Origin of the sequence: Bacillus sp. SRB_331 (assembly GCF_003264175.1) — a bacterium.
In the GTDB taxonomy this organism is placed as follows: Bacteria; Bacillota; Bacilli; order Bacillales; family Bacillaceae_G; genus Bacillus_A; species Bacillus_A mycoides.
The window spans coordinates 166,876-186,358 of the sequence record NZ_NADV01000030.1; the positions used below are offsets into that span (position 1 = coordinate 166,876).

At 33.9% G+C, this 19,483-nt stretch carries 19 protein-coding genes and 1 pseudogene; 13 read left to right on the plus strand and 7 right to left on the minus strand.

Going from position 1 to position 19,483, the window contains the following annotated elements; all coding sequences use genetic code 11:
- Window positions 1-81: 81 nt before the first annotated feature.
- The 3 genes from B5P42_RS21180 to B5P42_RS21190 all read right to left on the minus strand — a co-directional run bounded on the left by B5P42_RS21180 (window position 82) and on the right by B5P42_RS21190 (window position 3,099).
- The gene (locus B5P42_RS21180) at window positions 82-1,548 is read right to left on the minus strand and encodes a protein adenylyltransferase SelO (RefSeq protein WP_113735124.1); all 1,467 of its coding nucleotides are present in this window, start codon (window positions 1,546-1,548) and stop codon (window positions 82-84) included.
- Window positions 1,549-1,725: 177 nt separating this feature from the next.
- The gene (locus tag B5P42_RS21185) at window positions 1,726-2,724 is read right to left on the minus strand and encodes an NADP-dependent oxidoreductase (RefSeq protein ID WP_113735125.1); all 999 of its coding nucleotides are present in this window, start codon (window positions 2,722-2,724) and stop codon (window positions 1,726-1,728) included.
- Between the two features lie 30 nt (window positions 2,725-2,754).
- Window positions 2,755-3,099 (minus strand): ArsR/SmtB family transcription factor, encoded by a 345-nt coding sequence (locus B5P42_RS21190; RefSeq protein ID WP_113735126.1) that lies wholly within the window; start codon window positions 3,097-3,099, stop codon window positions 2,755-2,757.
- A gap of 66 nt (window positions 3,100-3,165) precedes the next feature.
- Here B5P42_RS21190 and B5P42_RS32855 point away from each other — a divergent pair, with 66 nt between their 5' ends.
- The 4 genes and pseudogenes from B5P42_RS32855 to B5P42_RS21205 all read left to right on the plus strand — a co-directional run bounded on the left by B5P42_RS32855 (window position 3,166) and on the right by B5P42_RS21205 (window position 6,005).
- Window positions 3,166-3,297, plus strand: a complete 132-nt coding sequence (locus B5P42_RS32855; protein WP_258397518.1) for a hypothetical protein — start codon at window positions 3,166-3,168, stop codon at window positions 3,295-3,297.
- Window positions 3,298-3,668: 371 nt separating this feature from the next.
- Window positions 3,669-5,285: an FAD-dependent oxidoreductase gene (locus B5P42_RS21195; protein ID WP_113735127.1), complete on the plus strand. Its 1,617-nt coding sequence runs from the start codon at window positions 3,669-3,671 to the stop codon at window positions 5,283-5,285.
- A pseudogene (locus tag B5P42_RS21200) lies at window positions 5,261-5,536 on the plus strand (hypothetical protein); the annotation flags it as partial. The gene B5P42_RS21195 and the pseudogene B5P42_RS21200, both read left to right, overlap by 25 nt.
- A 109-nt stretch (window positions 5,537-5,645) precedes the next feature.
- Window positions 5,646-6,005, plus strand: coding sequence for a hypothetical protein (locus B5P42_RS21205; RefSeq protein WP_113735128.1), 360 nt, complete (start codon window positions 5,646-5,648; stop codon window positions 6,003-6,005).
- Between the two features lie 55 nt (window positions 6,006-6,060).
- Here B5P42_RS21205 and B5P42_RS21210 read toward each other — a convergent pair whose 3' ends face one another.
- The 3 genes from B5P42_RS21210 to B5P42_RS21220 all read right to left on the minus strand — a co-directional run bounded on the left by B5P42_RS21210 (window position 6,061) and on the right by B5P42_RS21220 (window position 8,191).
- On the minus strand, window positions 6,061-6,741 hold the full coding sequence (locus tag B5P42_RS21210) for a YdcF family protein (protein ID WP_113735129.1): 681 nt from the start codon (window positions 6,739-6,741) through the stop codon (window positions 6,061-6,063).
- Window positions 6,742-6,834: 93 nt separating this feature from the next.
- Window positions 6,835-7,347 carry a DUF3916 domain-containing protein gene (locus B5P42_RS21215; protein WP_113735130.1) on the minus strand — a complete coding sequence of 171 codons (513 nt, stop codon included), beginning with the start codon at window positions 7,345-7,347 and terminating at the stop codon, window positions 6,835-6,837.
- Window positions 7,340-8,191: a LysR family transcriptional regulator gene (locus B5P42_RS21220; protein WP_113735131.1), complete on the minus strand. Its 852-nt coding sequence runs from the start codon at window positions 8,189-8,191 to the stop codon at window positions 7,340-7,342. Before B5P42_RS21220 ends, B5P42_RS21215 begins: the two co-directional genes overlap by 8 nt.
- A gap of 112 nt (window positions 8,192-8,303) precedes the next feature.
- Here B5P42_RS21220 and B5P42_RS21225 point away from each other — a divergent pair, with 112 nt between their 5' ends.
- On the plus strand, window positions 8,304-9,530 hold the full coding sequence (locus B5P42_RS21225; RefSeq protein ID WP_113735132.1) for an MFS transporter: 1,227 nt from the start codon (window positions 8,304-8,306) through the stop codon (window positions 9,528-9,530).
- Window positions 9,531-9,624: 94 nt separating this feature from the next.
- On the opposite strand, the gene B5P42_RS21230 is transcribed toward B5P42_RS21225, so the two are convergent.
- Window positions 9,625-9,852: a hypothetical protein gene (locus B5P42_RS21230; protein WP_060749146.1), complete on the minus strand. Its 228-nt coding sequence runs from the start codon at window positions 9,850-9,852 to the stop codon at window positions 9,625-9,627.
- A gap of 261 nt (window positions 9,853-10,113) precedes the next feature.
- Between B5P42_RS21230 and B5P42_RS21235 the strand changes: the two genes are divergently transcribed.
- From B5P42_RS21235 to B5P42_RS21270, 8 genes are all read left to right on the plus strand, one after another.
- Window positions 10,114-11,241, plus strand: coding sequence for a serine hydrolase domain-containing protein (locus B5P42_RS21235; protein ID WP_113735133.1), 1,128 nt, complete (start codon window positions 10,114-10,116; stop codon window positions 11,239-11,241).
- Window positions 11,242-11,526: 285 nt separating this feature from the next.
- A complete protein-coding gene (locus B5P42_RS21240) occupies window positions 11,527-12,690 on the plus strand; it encodes an agmatine deiminase family protein (protein ID WP_002142629.1) in 1,164 nt (387 codons plus the stop codon).
- 176 nt (window positions 12,691-12,866) lie between these two features.
- Window positions 12,867-13,286, plus strand: coding sequence for a phosphate-starvation-inducible protein PsiE (gene psiE, locus B5P42_RS21245; RefSeq protein ID WP_113735134.1), 420 nt, complete (start codon window positions 12,867-12,869; stop codon window positions 13,284-13,286).
- A 178-nt stretch (window positions 13,287-13,464) separates the two neighbouring features.
- Entirely contained in the window at window positions 13,465-14,397 is a 933-nt protein-coding gene (locus B5P42_RS21250; RefSeq protein ID WP_113735135.1) for a bestrophin family protein, read from the plus strand.
- A gap of 229 nt (window positions 14,398-14,626) precedes the next feature.
- The gene (locus B5P42_RS21255) at window positions 14,627-15,604 is read left to right on the plus strand and encodes an agmatine deiminase family protein (RefSeq protein WP_002128426.1); all 978 of its coding nucleotides are present in this window, start codon (window positions 14,627-14,629) and stop codon (window positions 15,602-15,604) included.
- Between the two features lie 44 nt (window positions 15,605-15,648).
- Complete coding sequence (locus tag B5P42_RS21260) at window positions 15,649-16,470, plus strand: MerR family transcriptional regulator (protein ID WP_044440008.1); 822 nt, start codon at window positions 15,649-15,651, stop codon at window positions 16,468-16,470.
- A gap of 81 nt (window positions 16,471-16,551) precedes the next feature.
- Window positions 16,552-18,294, plus strand: a complete 1,743-nt coding sequence (locus B5P42_RS21265) for an amidohydrolase (RefSeq protein WP_113735136.1) — start codon at window positions 16,552-16,554, stop codon at window positions 18,292-18,294.
- Window positions 18,295-18,390: 96 nt separating this feature from the next.
- Complete coding sequence (locus tag B5P42_RS21270) at window positions 18,391-19,440, plus strand: agmatine deiminase family protein (protein ID WP_113735137.1); 1,050 nt, start codon at window positions 18,391-18,393, stop codon at window positions 19,438-19,440.
- The last annotated feature ends 43 nt before the right edge of the window (window positions 19,441-19,483 follow it).

The window sequence follows — 19,483 nt, forward strand, 5'->3', positions numbered from 1 at the left end:
GGGTGCTTAAGTCCGCTTTTTTGAAAGGGAAATGTATAAAAAGGTGCGTTCACACAATTTGTATGAACACACCTTAAACAATCACGTCCCGCAAAAAGTCCTATAAGGGCGATTCGACGGCGCTGGAGGCGTGCAGTAGTCCGCTTGTTCTTGAGAATATTCATAAGGATTTGCTAAAGCTTGAAGAAGTTTCTCCATCACGCTATAGTCTCCATCTTTAACAGCTGCTTCTAGTGCTTCTTCTACTCGGTGGTTCCTGGGGATGATTACTGGGTTGTTATTTTTCATTAATTTGTATGCATCATCTTTCGATTTTTTTTGTCTTTCTAACCGAGATTGCCATAGCTCGTACCATTCTTTAAATTCGGGACTTTCAAATAAAGGTGCATTTTCTAATGTAGTGTCAGTTAATGAACGGAATGTATTTGTGTAATCTGCTTTATATTTTTCCATTGCTTTTAAAAGTTTCTCAATAAGTGATTGATCTTGCTCTTCGTTGCTAAATAGTCCTAATTTCTTCTTCATTCCGAGGAACCAATTGTTTTCGTACTGCACGCTAAATTTTGAAATTTCATCTTGGGCAATTTTTAGCGCTGCTTCTTCATCTTCGTGTAGAATCGGCATTAAAGATTCAGCTAATCGTGCAAGGTCCCATGCAGCCATATACGGCTGATTTCCATATGCGTAGCGGCCCTTTACATCAATAGAGCTAAATACTGTTCCTTGGTCATAATTATCCATAAAGGCACAGGGACCGTAATCAATCGTTTCACCGCTAATCGTTATATTGTCAGTGTTCATTACGCCGTGAATGAAGCCGACGAGTTGCCATTTTGCGATAAGGCTTGCTTGTCTCTTAATGACTTCTTGTAGTAGTGCGACATATGGATTTTCAGTAGATTCAACCTCTGGATAATGTCTCTTTATCGTATAATCAGCTAAAGCTATGAGATCCTCGATTGATCCGCGAGCTGCAGCATATTGGAATGTTCCAACGCGTATATGACTGCTTGCAACTCTAGTTAAAATAGCTCCAGGTAACTTCGTTTCGCGATATATTGGTTCGCCAGTTGAGACTACTGCTAAACTGCGAGTAGTCGGAATATCAAGTGCGTACATCGCTTCACTAAGAATATACTCACGTAGCATCGGGCCGAGCGCAGCACGGCCATCACCGCGGCGTGAATATGGAGTAGGGCCAGAACCTTTCAATTGAATATCAAAGCGTTCGCTTGAAGGAGTAATTTGTTCTCCAATTAAAAGGGCACGACCATCTCCTAACATGTTGAAATGACCAAATTGGTGCCCAGCATACGCTTGAGCTAGTGGATGAGCTCCTTCTGGAATAGTATTACCAGCTAAAATGGCGATTTCAGCGTCCTTTTTTAGTTCCTCAGGATTAAAGCCAAGAGATATTGCTAAAGAATTATTTAGTTTAATTAACTCCGGTGAGTGTACAGGAGTTGGGGGGATTTCTGTATAAAATGATTGTGGTAAAGTCGTATAACTATTATCTAAATTCCAACCTGCTTCATTATTTTTAGTCATTTTATCTCCTCCTTGTTTATTTTTTTATTATGTATTTGTACGTATGTATTCTTTGTAAAATTAGCTAAAAGTATAATATGATATTTCCCCTTGAAATCTATTGTAAGGACTTCATTGCACTATGTCTATTTAACAGCAAATAATAAAACTCCATTTTAAAAAAATGGAGTTTTATTATTATTTGATTTTTACAATTATCTTTCCTTTTGCTCTTCCAGACTCTGAATATTCCATTGCTTTTTGAGTATCTTCAAAAGGGAAAATGCGATCGATTATAGGTTTGATTTGTCCAGATTCAATATACTTTGCAATTATACGTAATTGATCTCCGCTTGGTTTCATAAACAAAAACGAATATTGAGCATTATGCTTTTTTTCAAGTGCAGTAAGTTTTTTGCTTGCTAATGAAAATAAGAGTGTTTTGAAAAATCCTGAACCAAATTCTTTACCGAAGCGAGCATTCGGCATTCCTGAAACGGAAACAATGTTCCCTTCGCTTTTTATAATATCGAATGATTTTTCAAGTGCTGTACCGCCAAGTGCATCAAATACCGCATCATAATTTTTCAGTATATCTTCAAACTTTTCTTTTTTGTAATTAATAATTTCATCTGCGCCAAGAGACTTTACTAAATTTTCACCAGCTTCACTAGCAGTCGTTGCAACAGTGGCACCCATTATTTTTGCTAACTGAATTGCGAAAGTACCAACACCGCCGGATCCAGCGTGAATCAAAATCTTTTGTCCTTTTTGTAATTGCATGATGTCATGTAATGCTTGATATGATGTTAAGCCAACGAGTGGAATCGACGCCGCTTCCTCAAAAGTTAAATTTTTCGGTTTTAAGGCTATATCATCTTCATGAATGGCTATATATTCCGCAAAAGTACCGATCTTATCTTTTCTTGGACGTGCATATATTTCATCACCAACTTTAAATTGAGTCACCTTTGCTCCAGTTTTTACAATGACACCAGAAAAGTCATTACCAAGAATAAGGGGCATTTCATATTTAAGTAACATCTTTACTTTTCCATCGCGTATTTTAAAATCAATTGGGTTAATACTAGCTGCATGAATTTCCGCGAGCACCTCATACTCATTTATTTCAGGAGTAGGTACCTCTGTCATACGCATTGGGACTTTCCCATACTTATCAATTATCATTGCTTTCATTTCTTATACCTCCAAATACCGTATCTTTTTTCAATAAAAGTCTTGCAATAACTTCTCAATATCTAATACAAGGTTTTTTAATAAACTTAATTTTGTACGTATATCAATATAATAAAAATTCTTTGTACCTTCTTTTCGCATTAAAATAATGCCAGCTTCTCTTAAAATTTTAAGGTGATGTGATACTGCTGGTCGAGAAAGGTGTGTTTGTTTAGTGATTTCTCCTACACGTAATCCTGTTTGACGTTCCGTTTTCATTAGAACTAACAAAATAGCTTGACGTGTTTCATCACCAATTGCTACTAATACTTTTTGACAATCAATAAAATCTTCTTTAATGACATTTAATTGTTCTTGTTTATTCATTTCAATCACTGTACCTCCAATAATTAGTCGAAAGGTTTAAGATGATGAACCATTGTATCGATACGGTAATGCAACATGATTGTTGTATTCGATGCAATATTGAGAAAGAAAATCGAGACGAATCAATTTTTACGTATTGAAAATCGTGGAGCATTTATTATGGGGAATAGAAAAGAAATTGGAAGATTTAAATACGACAATGGATGAAGTTTAAGAAATAGAAAAAGATCTAACAATGCGTTTTCTATAGATGATAAAGGTTATAAAGGAGAAGGTATTTCAAAAAAATAAGCGGTCATAACCCTCTATAATCTATAGGGTTACGACCGCTTATAATGTTTTTATTATTTTTGATGCCTTCGTCAGAAAAGAGTTCAACGTAAAGTAGGATCTTCTATTTTATCCTTTAATACACACACAATTTAGGTGAATTGTAGATGTATTAAAGGATAAAAGTAATTTGGGGCGTAATCTATCTATATGATAATTCAAAATGAAATATAAGTCTATATTTTTGTTGTTTTTTTGATTATATTTATGTCACTGAGCTCAGAAGAATATATGTGGAGGGAAAATGTATGAAATCGAAACATGTACCAGTTTTAATTGTTGGAGGGGGATTATCAGGATTATCGTCTGCATTATTTCTTGCAAAACATAACATTGATTATGTGCTTATAGAAAGGCATCCATCTACTGCGATTCATCCGAAAGCAGGCGGGATTACTTTTCGTACGATGGAATTATTTCGAGAATTAGGTCTAGAAAAAGGAATTAGATTAGCTGGTAAAGCATTAGAGAATTGTCATGGGAGAATTGCGGTTCAAACAATAGCTGAGGTAAAGCATGAAGAGTTGGAACAAATAAGGGCGGCGCAGTATGAAAATAACGAAAAGTTAGTTCGTAAAGTGGAAGAGATTAGCCCATCAAAACAAACTGCTTGTTATCAAATTACTTTAGAAGAGATGATGCTACAATACGCGCAAAAGTTAGGCGGAAATCTATCTTTTTATCATGAACTAGTTTCTTATGAGCAAAATGAAAACGGAGTAATAGCAATGATTCAAAATCGTGACACGAAAGAAGAGAGTACTATTTATTGTGATTATGTAATTGCAGCAGATGGAGCGAAAAGTAAAATACGTGAAGAGTTAGGGATTTTAACCGAGGGCCGTGGTACGATCGGTGGTTATTATATGAACATATATTTTGAAGCGGATTTGAGTGGATTTATAAAAGGAGACGCATTTGGTTTTACTATGATACGACATCCAGAAGTTCTTGGTGCACTTATTCCGGTCGATAACGTAAGGAAATGGATATACCATGTGGCTTATGATCCAATACAAGGAGAGAGACCAGAGGATTTCACTCTAGAACGCTGTAAACAAATTATTCAAACTGCAATTGGAAGTATGGATATTAAGCCAGAAATATTAAGTGTTTTGCCGTGGGAAGCGAGTGAAAGTACAGCGGTAAAATTTCAGGACAATCGCATCTTTTTAGTTGGCGACTCGGCACATATTATGCCGCCAACAGGAGGATTCGGTTCCAATACAGGAATACAAGATGCACATAATTTAGCTTGGAAATTGGCTGCGGTTATAAAAGGTAAAGCAAATCCAAAATTGTTAGAAACGTATCATGACGAGAGATATCCTGTTGCGAAATTAACGACGGACCATGCGAGTAGTATGTTATTTCGTGCTGCGGGCAGAGAGGTAGGTAATTTGAGTAATATGGATAGTTTAGCTGTTACTGCTGGTTATCAGTATTGCTCAGAAGCAATTATAGACGAATGTAACACTCCGCATAGAATGGATATAGTTGATTTGAATGGACGCCCAGGAACGCGTGCGCCACATTTTTGGGGAACTTATGAAGGAAAAGAAGTTTCTATACTTGATCTATTTGGTAGCAACTTTGTGCTACTTACTGGAGCTGAGCCTAGTGCTTGGACTGAAGCTGCACGTGACGTTTCATCTGAATTAGGAGTAAATATAAAAGTACTTCGGGTTGGTTTAAGTGGAGACTTTGTTGCTCAAGAAAATGTTTTTAGTGAATTATATGGGATAGGGCATGGAGGTGCTGTATTGATTAGACCTGATGGGTTTATAGGATGGGGTACGGAAAAAGCGGTAGTAAATCCAGATGTAGTACTTAAAGAGGTAATGAACAATATGCGAATGGCTTAACTTTGCTTAGTATAGAAAAACAAATGAGGCATTATGTTGCCGAGGGACAAACTGTGGATTTTCCTGTTTTATGGGTAAAGATGATGCATAATAACGGAAGTTTTAACTGGGTCACAATTGATGGTGACGGACAAATCATCGAATTTGAGCGTGAAGTATGTTGGGATTATATGATGAGTCGCCGTCAAACGGAAATGTGGTATTACGATGATTGGGTATTAGCGCGTATGGGGAAAGGCACACAATTATGACCGCCAGCTGTTTTAGCTTAATATGTGTACAATAGGTAGGACTCTATGATAATATACCGCTCGCAATATTGTATCTATATAATAAACTGCACATAAAGGACTGAGAAATATGAGAAGAAAAGGTTATTTTATAGACAATGAGAGTAAGCGGTTATACAACAATGACATCGTAGTCTCAAATAAAATATATCCTAATAATCCTACGTTGGCAGAACTGAAACAAATGATTTATAACGGTGGAATAGAAGAAGTGTTTATATCCAATTATTTTGACGATCGAAAAAGTAATTTAGAGCGTGAATCAATAGATGATGTGAGAGCAGAATGGGATATAAAATATCACTATAATATTTGTCTTGCTGAAGAACCAGTATCTTTAGAAGATTTCCCAGATGAATATCTATTCTTTGTTGAAATGTGGGGGAATGAAAAAGGAAAAGTAATTTTAGTGTTATTTATGTATCATTAGAATGTTCGGGAAGCCTTTATATTGGCTTCCCGATATTTTTTATGTTGAAAAAATATTATGCAAGATGTTGGTAATATGATACGTATTTTTCTAACCCTTCAACTTCTTTCTCAGGAGGCTCAATTCCACCTTTTCGGCCGTAACAAACATTTCTTAAGTACTCGCCAAAAATCATAGAACGACTTTTTTCATTTTCCATCCAATTATATCTATTAATAACATATTCACCATCAAAGTTTGTATCAAATGTGTAAGGAATAATATAGGTTATATGTTTTGGTAAATGTTTTTTTAATACTCTATATTGCCGGCCTGCTCCTAAACTTTTACATACAAATAGTAAACTATTAATTGTTGTAAAATCAAAGATCTTCTTAGCTTCAATTACATTTGCGATAGAATGGAGAGAGTTTTTCTCGAAAATGATAGCATCTTCCGGTACACCGTGTTCAATTAACTTGTTAACAATTACTTCTGATTCTGATAACTCTCCATAATTCCAGTTTGGATGTTTCATTCCATGTAAACTAGTACCACCTGTGACGATAATTTGTGCACCTAAACCTTGTTGATAAGCATGTAGAGGAGCTTGCCAATTACCAGGATGGGAACCACCGAAAACGAAAATCGCATCACACTGTTGTGGTGTTGATTCTTTTAGGAAAGTGATTTCGGTTATTTTTTCAATTTGTTTTTTCGTAAGATATGGGACTTCAGGGTATTTTGGGATTACCATATGAAAACCTCCTATATAGTGAAACGTTAAATTCATTATATAGCGATGTTATTTAGTGGAAAAAGGGAAGGTTTTCATTTGACAGTTCCCCTTTTATGATAACTCTCCTATAAACAAAAGTTCTACTTCATCATAAAATTCATCTTCATCCTTGATTATCTCTTGGAAATGCAATGTTTGGATGCTGTTAGAAATTGATATTTTCCATTCATGCCTGAAGTCGGACTCATTGGAAAGAGGTATCCATTTTTGAAATTCGTTATCTCTATTGAAAAAATTTTGAAAGTAGTCATCGTTTTTAAATATGATGATTTGTGAGTTCCATAAGCTTGCTATTTTGATCATAACAACGACTCGATATGTATTTGTATCGTTCGGTTTCATTGTCATTAATTGATTCGCTTGATTTAACAGGGTTTGAATGCACAATCGCTTTACTTTCCTAGGTGTTGTACTAGAATCGATAAAAGCTTGAGAGCCTGGTAAAGGCATATGCCAGTATTCATCGTTATAGAAAGTAGACGGAAATGCTTTAGTAGAGTCTTCAATTCTTTTTATAAGAGTTTTTGTTTTTCGTTTCATTCCGCGTATTTTTTTTTCACGCATTGTTGATCATCTCCATAAATTTTTGCAAGGCAGCTGAGTGGAAAATATCTTTTCGAATAATAAAAGTAGTAGGAACCTTTCTAAAGTGATTTGGTAATGTATTTAAAGATAAACCATGTTCGTAATCTGGAATAATAGATTTCAGCATAATAGCCGTACCCATACCTGATTTTACACATGCAAGTATTGCTTCAATTGTTCCGAACTCTAGTATTCTTTTAGGTGAAATCCCTTCTTCTTGAAGCCAGTTTTCTAATAGTTTTCTGTAATAACAACCTTGACTAAAAGCGAGTAAATTCAGTTCTTCTATTGTTTTAAAGGAAGATAGAGGAGTCTTGCTAATGAGAACGAGTTCTTCTTCTCGAAATGAAAGTGTATGAAGTTCAGTATGCTGAATATTTCCAGCGATAAGAGCCCCGTCTAGTTTTCGCTCTAAAACGAGCTGAGTTAATTGGTCTGTCGTATTTGTTTCTAGAATCAATTCAACTTCTGGATACTTTTCATAATAGGTCGTTAATATAGGCGGGAGACGAACGGCTGTTGTCGATTCTGTACACCCGATTTTTAACGTGCCTTTTGGCTCGGTTCCGTTACTTTGGACAGCTTGAATGGATTGATCGATTAGATGGATGATTTGTTTTGCATATGTTAATAAAATTTCTCCGTTAGAAGTTAAAGTAACGCCTTTTCCATTTCGATAAAATAAAGGCACACCTAACTCAATTTCTAGTTGTTTTATACGCATCGTTACACCTGATTGTACATAGTTTAAGTTTTTAGCAGCATGAGATATATTTCCTACTTTCGCAACTTCGTAAAAAACCGTTAAATCTTTTATGTCCATTTATTATCACCCCGAAAAAAGGTATCAATTTTTTTGATGGATTCTATTATTAAGACTTATTTTACATGATATCAGAACGTTCATACAATGAAAGGGATATGGGGAGATAACGTTGATAAGTGAAGAAAAAATTGAAAAGTACAGTAGTTCTAATAAATGGATCATGTTAACTTTGGCAACGGTAGCACAGGCAAGTGCAACACTTATAACATATGGAGTAGGGGTACTCGCTATATTTTGGAAACAGAAATATGTACTTTCGAATATGCAGGTTGGGTTGTTAATAAGTGCTGTAAATATTGGTCCGCTGTTTTGTATGCTTTTTGCTGGAAGGTTACTTGATCGATATAACGAAAGAATATTAATTGGAGCGAGTGCTGTATTACTTGGCGGGGCGCTTTTACTTGCTCATATGGCAAGGGGATTTATGGGGCTATTATTTGTCCTTCTTTTAATAGGAACTTTTTATAGCGTATCCCAGCCAGGGGGAAGTAAAGTAATCTTGAAATGGTTTCCGAAAGAAATGCGCGGATTAGCTATGGGAATACGGCAAGCTGGTATACCTATTGGCGGGGCGTTAGCAGGAGTAATAATCCCTTTGCTTACAATTAAATTTAGTTTAGCTTATACGATAAATGTAATTGCAACTATATGTATAATAGGCGGGTTATTGTTTTTCATATTTTATAAGGAATCGTACGTACGAGAACACACGAGCCAAGAAAATGTAAGTATTTCTTTTTGGATGCAGTTAAAAAAGGTAATATGTAAAAAAGAGCTGTATCCAATTTTTATTACAGGTATTTGCATGATTTCTTTACAAATGATATTAGTCGGACATTTTATAAAATTTTTAGTCATTGAAAAATCGATAACACCTATTGTAGCAGGGAAAGTATTTTCAGTTATGCTAGTTGCAGGAATGATAGGCCGAATTATATTAGCTACAATAAGTGATACATATTACAAAGGTGATCGTCGTACACCTTTATTAATAACTGTATGTATATCTTTTTGCTTAATTTTAGTTGTTGTAATGAGTATAAACACAATGACACTTGAGGCATTGTTTGTGATGAGCGGACTGCTAGGGTTCTTTGCGATCGGTTGGTTTAGTCTTTTTATGGTTGAAGTTGCTGAGTCTGCAAGTGAGGAATTGGTAGGTCTAACAGTGAGTTTTGCGCTTACACTTAATCAAATTGCTATTATCTTTGCACCTGCTTTGTTTGGTTATATAGTAGATGGAAAAGGCTACACATATGCATGGATGGGGATAGCTGCATTACTAAGCGTTTCAGCGGTGAATTTATGTAACAGTAAACGAATATTAAAAATGTAAATCTTTTATGAAGAAAATCTAAAGAAATGTCGTGAGAGTGACATTTCTTTTTTTATATGCTGTATAATCAATTTAGAAATGAGATTCGTTTTCATTAACGCTCATTTCCTCTTTTGAAATTACCTGTAATTTTAGCCATAATAAGCTGTTTTTCTTTTTCGTTACTTGTCCGATTTATTTTGTTTAAAAATTTTTCAGCATCATTTCCTTTTAAAATCATAATCTGTTTTCCGTAATATTCAATTAAAACTATATTGTTTTTTGTTACTCGATAATGAAACATCATATCATCTAAACGATTGCGCTTATCGGTCTTTTTCAAATTAACGCCTCCATTCTTGTTAATGTGTAACGAATGTTACATAAAAAATTTAAATTAAGGTTGGATGTATCCGATTGTAAGGTGGAAATTTTGTAAAAAAGAACTACAATAGAGAGTAGTTAAAATTTGAACGTTAGAAAAAGGAATCTAGTTTACTATGAGGAATAATAGAGTAGATAGATTATAAGATATTTAAAAACTAAAAGATATAGAATAGAATGGAAAAGTATAAAGTGAAACTAGATAAAAGAGGGTTCCCATATGTTTAAGAAATGGTTAATCGCTTTCTTTGTTTTTGCTATTTTTTGTGGGAGTGTCGCTGCACTCATACATGCAAATAAAGAAAAGAAATACAGTTTGAAGGCATTTTCAAATTTTGAGGATAAAGTTGGAAATGTTCAACCGAAATTTGATGCGAATCAGCAAAAACGTTATGATATTGCAGCAACGAAACTCGATCAATATTTAAAAGATAAAGGATTTAACGGAACGGTTCTCGTAACGGATAAAAATAATGTGGTTTTACGAAAAGGCTACGGGTATGCGAATATAAAAGATAAAGTTTTAACAACGCCAAGAACAAAATATCGCATCGGTTCCATAACGAAAACAGTAGTTGCAATATCTATATTACAGCTAAGAGAAAAAGGGAAATTGAATATTGAAGACAATGTAAATAAGTATATTCCATCGTTTCCAGCAGATAAAAACATTACGTTACGAAATTTGTTAACACATACGTCCGGGTTACCAGATCAGGGACAAGGTAGTGTTGATGCGGCATCACGTTTAAAGTTAGTAACGTGGATTGGAGCGCAAAAGTTGCAATTTCCTGCAGGGACAGGATGGAAATATACAGATTATAATTATATGGTACTTGCGTATATTGTAGAAAAGATATCGAATAAACCGCTTGCTGAATATGTGAAAGAAAACATTTTTACTCCTGTTGAAATGAATGAATCTGGTATGGGTGCAACTCTCCCTGAAGATATTTTCTTAGCAGAAGGTTACACGAAAAAAGATAATGAGTTAATAGCTACACCCCGCTTAAAAATGAACTGGCTGTATGGTTGTGGTGAAATGTATACGACCGTTGAAGATATGAAAAGATTAGATGAGGCTATTATGGATGGAAAGCTGATTTCTAAACAAAGCTTATCAGATATGTTTACAGTATCACCTGCGAGAAAATATGGATTTAGCTTCTATATTTACCCAGATTATTATCATAACCACGGTGTATTAGCTGGCTGGAACACTTTTAATAATTTTAACTGGGATAAAAGAACGTTTGTAATATTATTCTCTAACGTACAAAATGGTATGAATGATACATTTAATCAAGAGTTTAGGAAATTAGCGAATGATTTAATAGAAGGAAAATAATTATTTGAAAATCGGTATTGATATAAAATTATCAATACCGATTTTTTTATTTAGTGAACAAGCATGTATGAGAGGGGATTAGTATTAGAATAAATTTATGAAGGAAGTTAAATGATATGGATGTTAAATATAGGAAGTGTATTTTGTGAATGTCATCTATTTGTATTGAAATTATGTGATTATCATGCGGAAGAATAATTGGTAATTTTTACATTGATGAAAAAGCTTGAGCTTCACACTATGTTAAGCCTTACAGTATTGTAGACATGAACAGGAGGTTGAAAAATGAAAAAAATAGTAAAGTTTTGTTTAATAGCTACATTATCTACAACGATTATTAGTGGATGTTCTTTTGAAGGGAATAATGAAAATGCCAAAGGGAAAGAGAAAGAGGATAAAAAAGTAGAGGTACAGAAAAACGCTGGAAAATATACGATGCCGGATGAAAAAGATAAACATGAAGGTACATGGCTACAATGGCCTCATGAATACACATATGGTCAAGAGTATAAACAAGAAGTTGAACCTATTTGGATTAAGATGGCAAGTGCTTTAACTGAGGGTGAAAAAGTCCACATTGTTGCATATGATGAGGAAGAGAAAGAGCGAATCAATAAGCTTTTAATAGATAAAGGGCTGAATATGGATAAAGTTGATTTCTTTATCGCTCCTACTGATGATGTGTGGGCAAGAGATAGTGGACCGATTTTTGTTTATGACAATAATAAAAATTTGAAAATATTAGATCCAGCATTTAATGGTTGGGGAAAGAAAACTCCATATAAAAATGATGCCCGTATACGTGAGAATGTTAGTAAACAATTAGGGATTGAAAGAATTGATTGGGGGAAATTTGTCCTTGAAGGTGGCGCAATTGAATTAGACAGCAATGGGACTGCTTTATTAACTCGAAGCGCAGTAACGAATAAAAATAGAAATCCTGATTTATCAGAAGCGGAAATTGAAAAATATATAAGTGACCTTGGGGTGACAAACTTTATTTGGTTAGATGGAGTGCCTAATTTAGATATTACTGATTTTCATATTGATGGATTTGCTAAATTCCATGATAAATCTACAATCGTAACGATGGCAGAAGATGACTTGGCTGAATGGGGCTTGTCAAACAAAGATATGGATAAATTGTTAGATGCAAAAAATGCTTCAGGACAGAAATATAAGTACGAATACTTACCGCTTAGTAAAGATAAAGTTACTTTAGAAGGTGGAAAAACTCTAGATTATAAGGGGTCATATATCAATTATTATGTTGGGAATACAGTTATCTTGGTGCCTAACTATAATGATCCAAATGACAAAATCGCAAACGATACGATTCAGAAATTATACCCGGATCGTAAAGTAGTGGGAATTGATGTGAGAGAGCTTTATAAAAATGGCGGAATGATCCATTGTGTGACACAGCAACAACCGATTCAATTGAAGTAATCGATTATAGTTTCGTTATGTTGCTTTATAGACAAAATAGGTGAAATGCTATCTTTACTTATTTTGTCTTGTTTTAACATCTGTAACAAGATAGGAATGTATAATTTTAATGTAACGATAATTAAATAAAAGTATATTTTCATTATTGTTTTACATGGAAAAGGAGAAAAATGTTTGTGTTAAAGAATTTAAAAAGAGTATTTTCGTTTTTCCCTATCGTTCTACAGTACATTATAAATGTAGCTTTGATCTGTTTGGGAATTGTTTTAAGTGTGTTTCTTATGAAAGAAGTCATTCAATTTATACAAGAACTTAAATTAAATAGTGAGGAATCTAGTTATCATTTAATTGATAGCATTGTCGTATTCTTTTTATATTTTGAATTCATCGTAATGAATATAAAGTATTTTCAAATGAACTTTCATTTTCCATTACGTTATTTTATATATATAGGTATTACGGCTATTGTTCGTCTAATTATTATAGACCATGATAGTCCAATGGATTCATTGATATATGCTTGCGCGATTCTTGTATTAATTAGTGCTTTATTCATTGCAAATTCTAAAATAATGCGTCGTGATTTAGAAGAGTGAACGTTTGTTGTTTAAATCAAAAAAGATGTTTTATCTTTTGGTAAAAAGGAGTAACAGTATTGAAAGAAATAATCTTAACCAGTTTTATAATAATAGGGTTTATGATTCTACTATTTAATTGTATACTTTCATAATTTAAAAGAATAAAAGGTTAATAAGGAAAGAGGTTTTTGTAAATATGGTTCATTACAATAATCAAAATAGTTTACATCAAATATTTACATTAAAGGGAACAGTTATAAGAGATATTTTCCCGCAAATTTTATTATATATATGTATTTCAACGATAGTAACTGTGATTAATTATTATTATGTAGAAATAAAAATTAATCAAACTCCTTGGGTAATTGTTGGAGGAGCTTTAGGTCTACTGTTAGTTTTTCGTACTAACACTGCCTATGATAGGTATTGGGAAGGTAGAAAGTTATTTGGAACGGTTGGTGCTTGTACTAGAAATTTGGCAGTTAGTTTTTTATGTTATTGGGAGTCTGAAGGGAAAAAGACGGATCAGGAAAAATTAAAATTTTTACATTTGTTAATTGCTTTTCCAAAGATAGCGAAAGGACATTTGAGAGACGAAAAAGATTTATCCGAAATAAAAGCATTGTTTGATATTTGTTCTGAGAAGGAAAAAGAAATGTTGGCTGAGTCTATTCATTTACCGATTAGTATAGTTTTTATGTTAAAAACTATACTATCAAAAGGTTTGAAAACGGGTCAAATTCACCCAAATACAATAATTAATATGGAAGCTGATTTGAATACTCTGCTTACGGCTGTGGGTGGATGTGATCGGATCAAAACAACGCCTATTCCTTTTGCATATTTTGCTCATATTAAAATTTTACTGCTCATATTTTGCGGGACTTTATCGATTGGTCTTGTTGATAGTCTTGGATGGTTTACAGTACTTGCAACTACGTTCATAAGTTTTGCATTTATAGGGATTGAAGCAATAGGGGTTGAAATTGAGGATCCATTTGGTCAGGATCCAAACGATCTTCCGCTAGAAGGGATTTGCATAGGGGTAGAAACACATTTAGTGAATTTATATAATCAAAACGCCCTGTTAGAAGTAATGGATTTGAATCTTGATAAAAAAATCATCTAATCCGTCATTGTGTACGGCGATTAAAATTTAAAAATCTTGTCAAGAGTCAGTTTATGGCTTAACGACGGCTTTATATTTTTTATATAAATATATAATATTTCTCCGTGCTATAATCCATTCATGAAATGTGCACGTTTCAAAAATTGTAATGAAAAGAGAAATGAATTGGGGAATAGTTAGCTTATTGAAAACAGTTATTCAATCATTATTAAAAAGCGAGGTAAGTAATATGGAACAAAAACATAGTGGCATTATTTTTACTGCAATACCAGATGAATCGAATGAATATTATCGACCATTTTATGAAGACATTATTTATTTTAATGAATACTTAAATGAAAATAAAGCATTTACCGATCAACTTATATCTTTATCTGTTGAAGAGCAAGACTTTCATACAAACTTTTTTGAGTATGATGATATTTGGCTAAGAGATGTTGCACCAGTTGTAACAAATCATCTAGTTAAATTCAAATATCAACCAAATTACTTACCGAAAGATCAAGGACGATATTTAGATCAACAATTTAATAAATGGTTGAAAAAAAACGACTTTGAATATGTGACATCTCCATTGATATTAGACGGTGGAAATCTTATTTGGAATAAAAAAGATACCGTTATATTAACGGAACGCATATTTGATGATAATTATGATTGGACGGAAGAAGAAATTATAGAGCAACTGGAATGGGATTTAGATGTGAGTCGGGTTATTATTATTCCTGCTGAAGAGGGAGATGTACTTGCACACGCAGACGGGATGGTTAAATTTATTGATGAACATACAATGTTTATTAGTGATTTTTTAGGGGATCATGAATTTAGATATAAGGTTCAAGAGATTATTCAAGAGCAAATGCCAGAGGCTGAATTTATAGTTGTTCCTTCGTCATATACAGAGAAGGGTCAATATGATGAAGAGATAGCGTCAGCAAAAGGTTTATATATAAATATGTTAGAAACATGTGATACGCTTTACGTTCCTAAGTTTGGATTAGCTAAAGATGAGGAAGTTTTACGATATATTCAACAGCATACTGAGAAACAAGTTATTCAAAGTCATGTAGGAGAAATATCGACAATGGGAGGCGCGATGAATTGTTTAACGTGGTATTGTCCTAGTCATTTGTTACCTTCAAAAATGAAAAGGCTGAACGATCAGAATGAAGGTTCTTCAATCAGAAAAATATTTGATTGGTTTTAATAAATAAGCTTATATATAAGAAAATGTATTCAAGGGGTATTTATATGTATACAATTACTGAATTTTCAAGAATTTGTAAAATGAGTACACGAATGTTAAGGCATTATGATAAAGAGGAAATATTGAAACCAGCATATGTGAATCCGGTAAATGGATATAGATATTATGAGCAAGGACAGCTTGAAATAGCGTTGAAAATTAAAAAGCTAAGGGAGTACAAGTTCCCTTTACCGAAAATTAAAATAATTCTTCAATCATCAGATCAAGATTCATTTATTAAACATATGCAATCACAAATTATAGAGTTGTCTCATGAGGTGAAACAAAATTTACAGGTCATTTCAGAAATGAATGAAATGGTAAATATGAATCATGCTTTAAATACTGCTTGTCATAGAAATTACGATATATTTATTGGAATGAGAAATGAAATAACAGTAATTGCTCAAAGACTGCAAATAAATATAGATGATATGGATGATTATTTTTATGACTTATATGAAAAAGTACAAAAGCATAACTTACAAATGGTTGGTTCGCCCTCTACGGTCTTTTATGATGAAGAGTATATTCCAAATGAAAGTGATGTTGAATTAAGGATTCCGGTCATGCATGGGAACAATAAAGATGTAGTACAAGAATATGAAATAAAAAAATTAAATCCACATCAAATCGTTACTACTATGCATTATGGAAGTTATGACTATATAGGCTACGCTTATATTGCGTTAGAAAAATGGATTGAAAGAAATGGTTATGTAATAGATGGTTCACCATATGAGGTCTACATAAAGGGACCTGAATGTGATTGTTTAGTCGAAGAGTATGTCACACAAATTTGTTTTTTAGTTACGAAAATAGAATGAGAATAAGGATTGACATTAACATTATGTCAATCCTTATTCTATTTATGTAAGTAATTCATCATAATAAAAAGGAGAAAGAATATGAAAAGAACAATCATGATTATTTGTCTGATTCTAAGTATGACATGGGTTTCAGCGTGTACTCCTGGAGTAGGAGAAGGTGAGAATGGTAGCTTCGTTCTACCAAATCAGTTGCCAAAAAATGTAGTGTTTAAAAATGGTACAATCTATACTTCAAATGACAAGCAAGACATTGTAGAGGCTGTAGCCGTTAAAGAAGGGAAAATTACATTTGTTGGTTCAAACAAAGATGTAGAAGGATTTATAAATGAAGATACGAAAGTGGTGGATTTACAAGGGCGTTTTATTCTTCCTGGTTTTGTGGACAATCACAATCATATATTTGAGGCGAAATCACCAGCAGCAGGGAATTGTAGTGTTTCACCGGATGCTGCGCTGCAAGAACAACGCTCGTATTTAAAGGCTTGTAAAAAAGATGTGAAAGATGGCGAATGGATAAGCGGAACAGGATTTAGTTTGGAAGAGCTGTTAAAAGATATGGACGAAAAATCAGAACAACAAACGCCATTACAAGTTCTTGATGAGTTATTTCCTAATAACCCTGTATTAATTATGGAAAGAACTTCTCATTCTGTATGGGTTAACTCAAAGGCATTGGAATCAGCAGGAATAAATAAAGAGACGAAAGATCCGCAAGGCGGAAGAATCATCCGGGATCCAGAAACAGGAGAACCTTTCGGGCTTCTGTATGATACAGCAGGGGATATCGTGATGGAAAAAGCATGGAATTCCCAGCCCAATCTCTTTGAAAAAAATTATGAAGGTTTGTTAGACGGTTTAGATGAGGTTGCGAAGAATGGTATTACTACAGTCGGCGATGGACGTCTTTATTGGAAACGAGGCTGGTTAGATGTTTGGAATAAAGTTAATGATGAGAAAAAGTTAACGTCGCGAGTAGTACTTCGTCCGTGGGTATATCCGAACTTAAATGAAGCAGAGCAAATGGAGTATTTCAAAAAAATTAAGCGTGATGATGTATCATCTAGAATGCTTATTAATCAAGTGAAGATGTATAGTGATGGAATTAGCATTAACAGCACAGCTAAAATACTAGAAAAATATAAATTTGAGTGGTTTAAAGGAACACCGTACGGTTTGAACTATATTCCAGAAGAAAAAATGAAGTGGTGGTTGAGTGAACTCAATAAAATTGGTTACGGTGCACTCATCCACACAATTGGAGATGGCGGAGTAAGAGAAAGTTTAAATGCAATTGAAGCAGCGAAAAAAGAAGGGGCGAATCAACCTTATACGCTTACACATGTGGAAATGGTAGAAGATAGTGATATAAATCGTTTTGCTAAGTTAGGTATTAGTGCTGATTTCCAAGTAGGCCATGATTTTGCAGAAGATCCTAAACAAAGCTGGGCAAGTGCGTATTTTTCAAATCAACAGATGAAACGAATTATGCCGTTAGGACGCATTTGGAAAACAGGAGCAAATGTATCGCTTAGTAGTGATTGGGATGTAAATGAACTAAATCCACTTGTGACAATTTCGAATGCGCTAAGTATTGAAGAGAAAGGCTTATCTGATATATATGCAGCTATTGATGCTTATACAATTAAGCCAGCCAAAGCATTAGGTCTTGATAAAATTACTGGATCGATTGAAGTAGGTAAATCAGCCGATATGGTATTGCTAAATGAAGATATTACTAAAATGAGTGTCGATAAGATTCCGAATGCGAAAGTTTTAGTGACGGTTTTACAAGGAGAAGTAGTGTATCACAAGGGAAAATAAAGAATCGGTTTATGAAGTAGTTAATATATTCCTGTTGACCTTAACACGATGTCAAAGTTTAGACTGAACTTACATTCGAAGAAGGGGTGAACATGTATGAGAAATATGGAAAATAGTTTGTTTTATATGCCAGCTGAGTGGGGAAAACATGAGGGGACATGGCTCCAATGGCCTCATGATAAAGCTCATAGAGGTGAAGGTTACAGATCTAAGCTAGATGATATTTGGGTAACGATGGCAAAGGAGCTTCATTACGGTGAGAATGTGCATATTGTTGTATTTGATGAGGAAGAAAAAGTACATGTCCAATCTAAGTTAATTGAAGCGAATGTAGATATGGATAAAATTGATTTTTTAATTGAAGAAACGGATGATGTTTGGATAAGAGATAATGGACCGATCTTTGTAAAAGATAAGGAAGGCAATCTCTGCTTAACGCACTGGGTATTTAATGGTTGGGGGGATAAATATCCGTATGAAAATGATGCTGTTATTCCGGAAAAAATAAGTGGAATGTATAGCATTCCAAAAGTTAAATCTAGTGTCTGTATAGAAGGTGGAGGAATAGAGATAAATGGAAATGGCACCTTAATGGCGGCAAAAACTTCTATTATAAATGAAAATCGAAATCCTACACTAAATCAGGAAGAGATTGAAATAGAGTTAACGAAGTATTTGGGAGTAACGAATTTTATATGGATAACTGGTATTCGCGGAGAGGATAATTATGATGAAGATACGGATTACCATATTGATGGGGCAGCGCGTTTTGTAAATGAAAATACAATTCTTTATGAATATGATCCTTTTGGTGAGAGTGAATCCTACCTTTTGGAGGCGTACGAAAAGCATTATCAAGAATTGAGACAAGCGAGAAATATAGATGGAAATCCATTTCAGCTCATCCCAGTACCGGTAACAAGAAAAGTGGTAAAAGAAGCAGACTGTAAGGGCTCGTATTTGAACTTTTATATTGGAAATGAAGTTGTATTAGTTCCTATATATGGTGATGAACATGATAAGTTAGGACTTCAAATCATTGAAGGGCAGTTTCCAGGAAGAAGAATTGTCGGTGTTTATGTAAATGAACTGTATGTGTATGGTGGTATGATTCATTGTGTGACGCAGCAACAAGTGAATAAATGAAATGTATATTTTATATGAAAAAGCATGCAGATTCTATAATCTG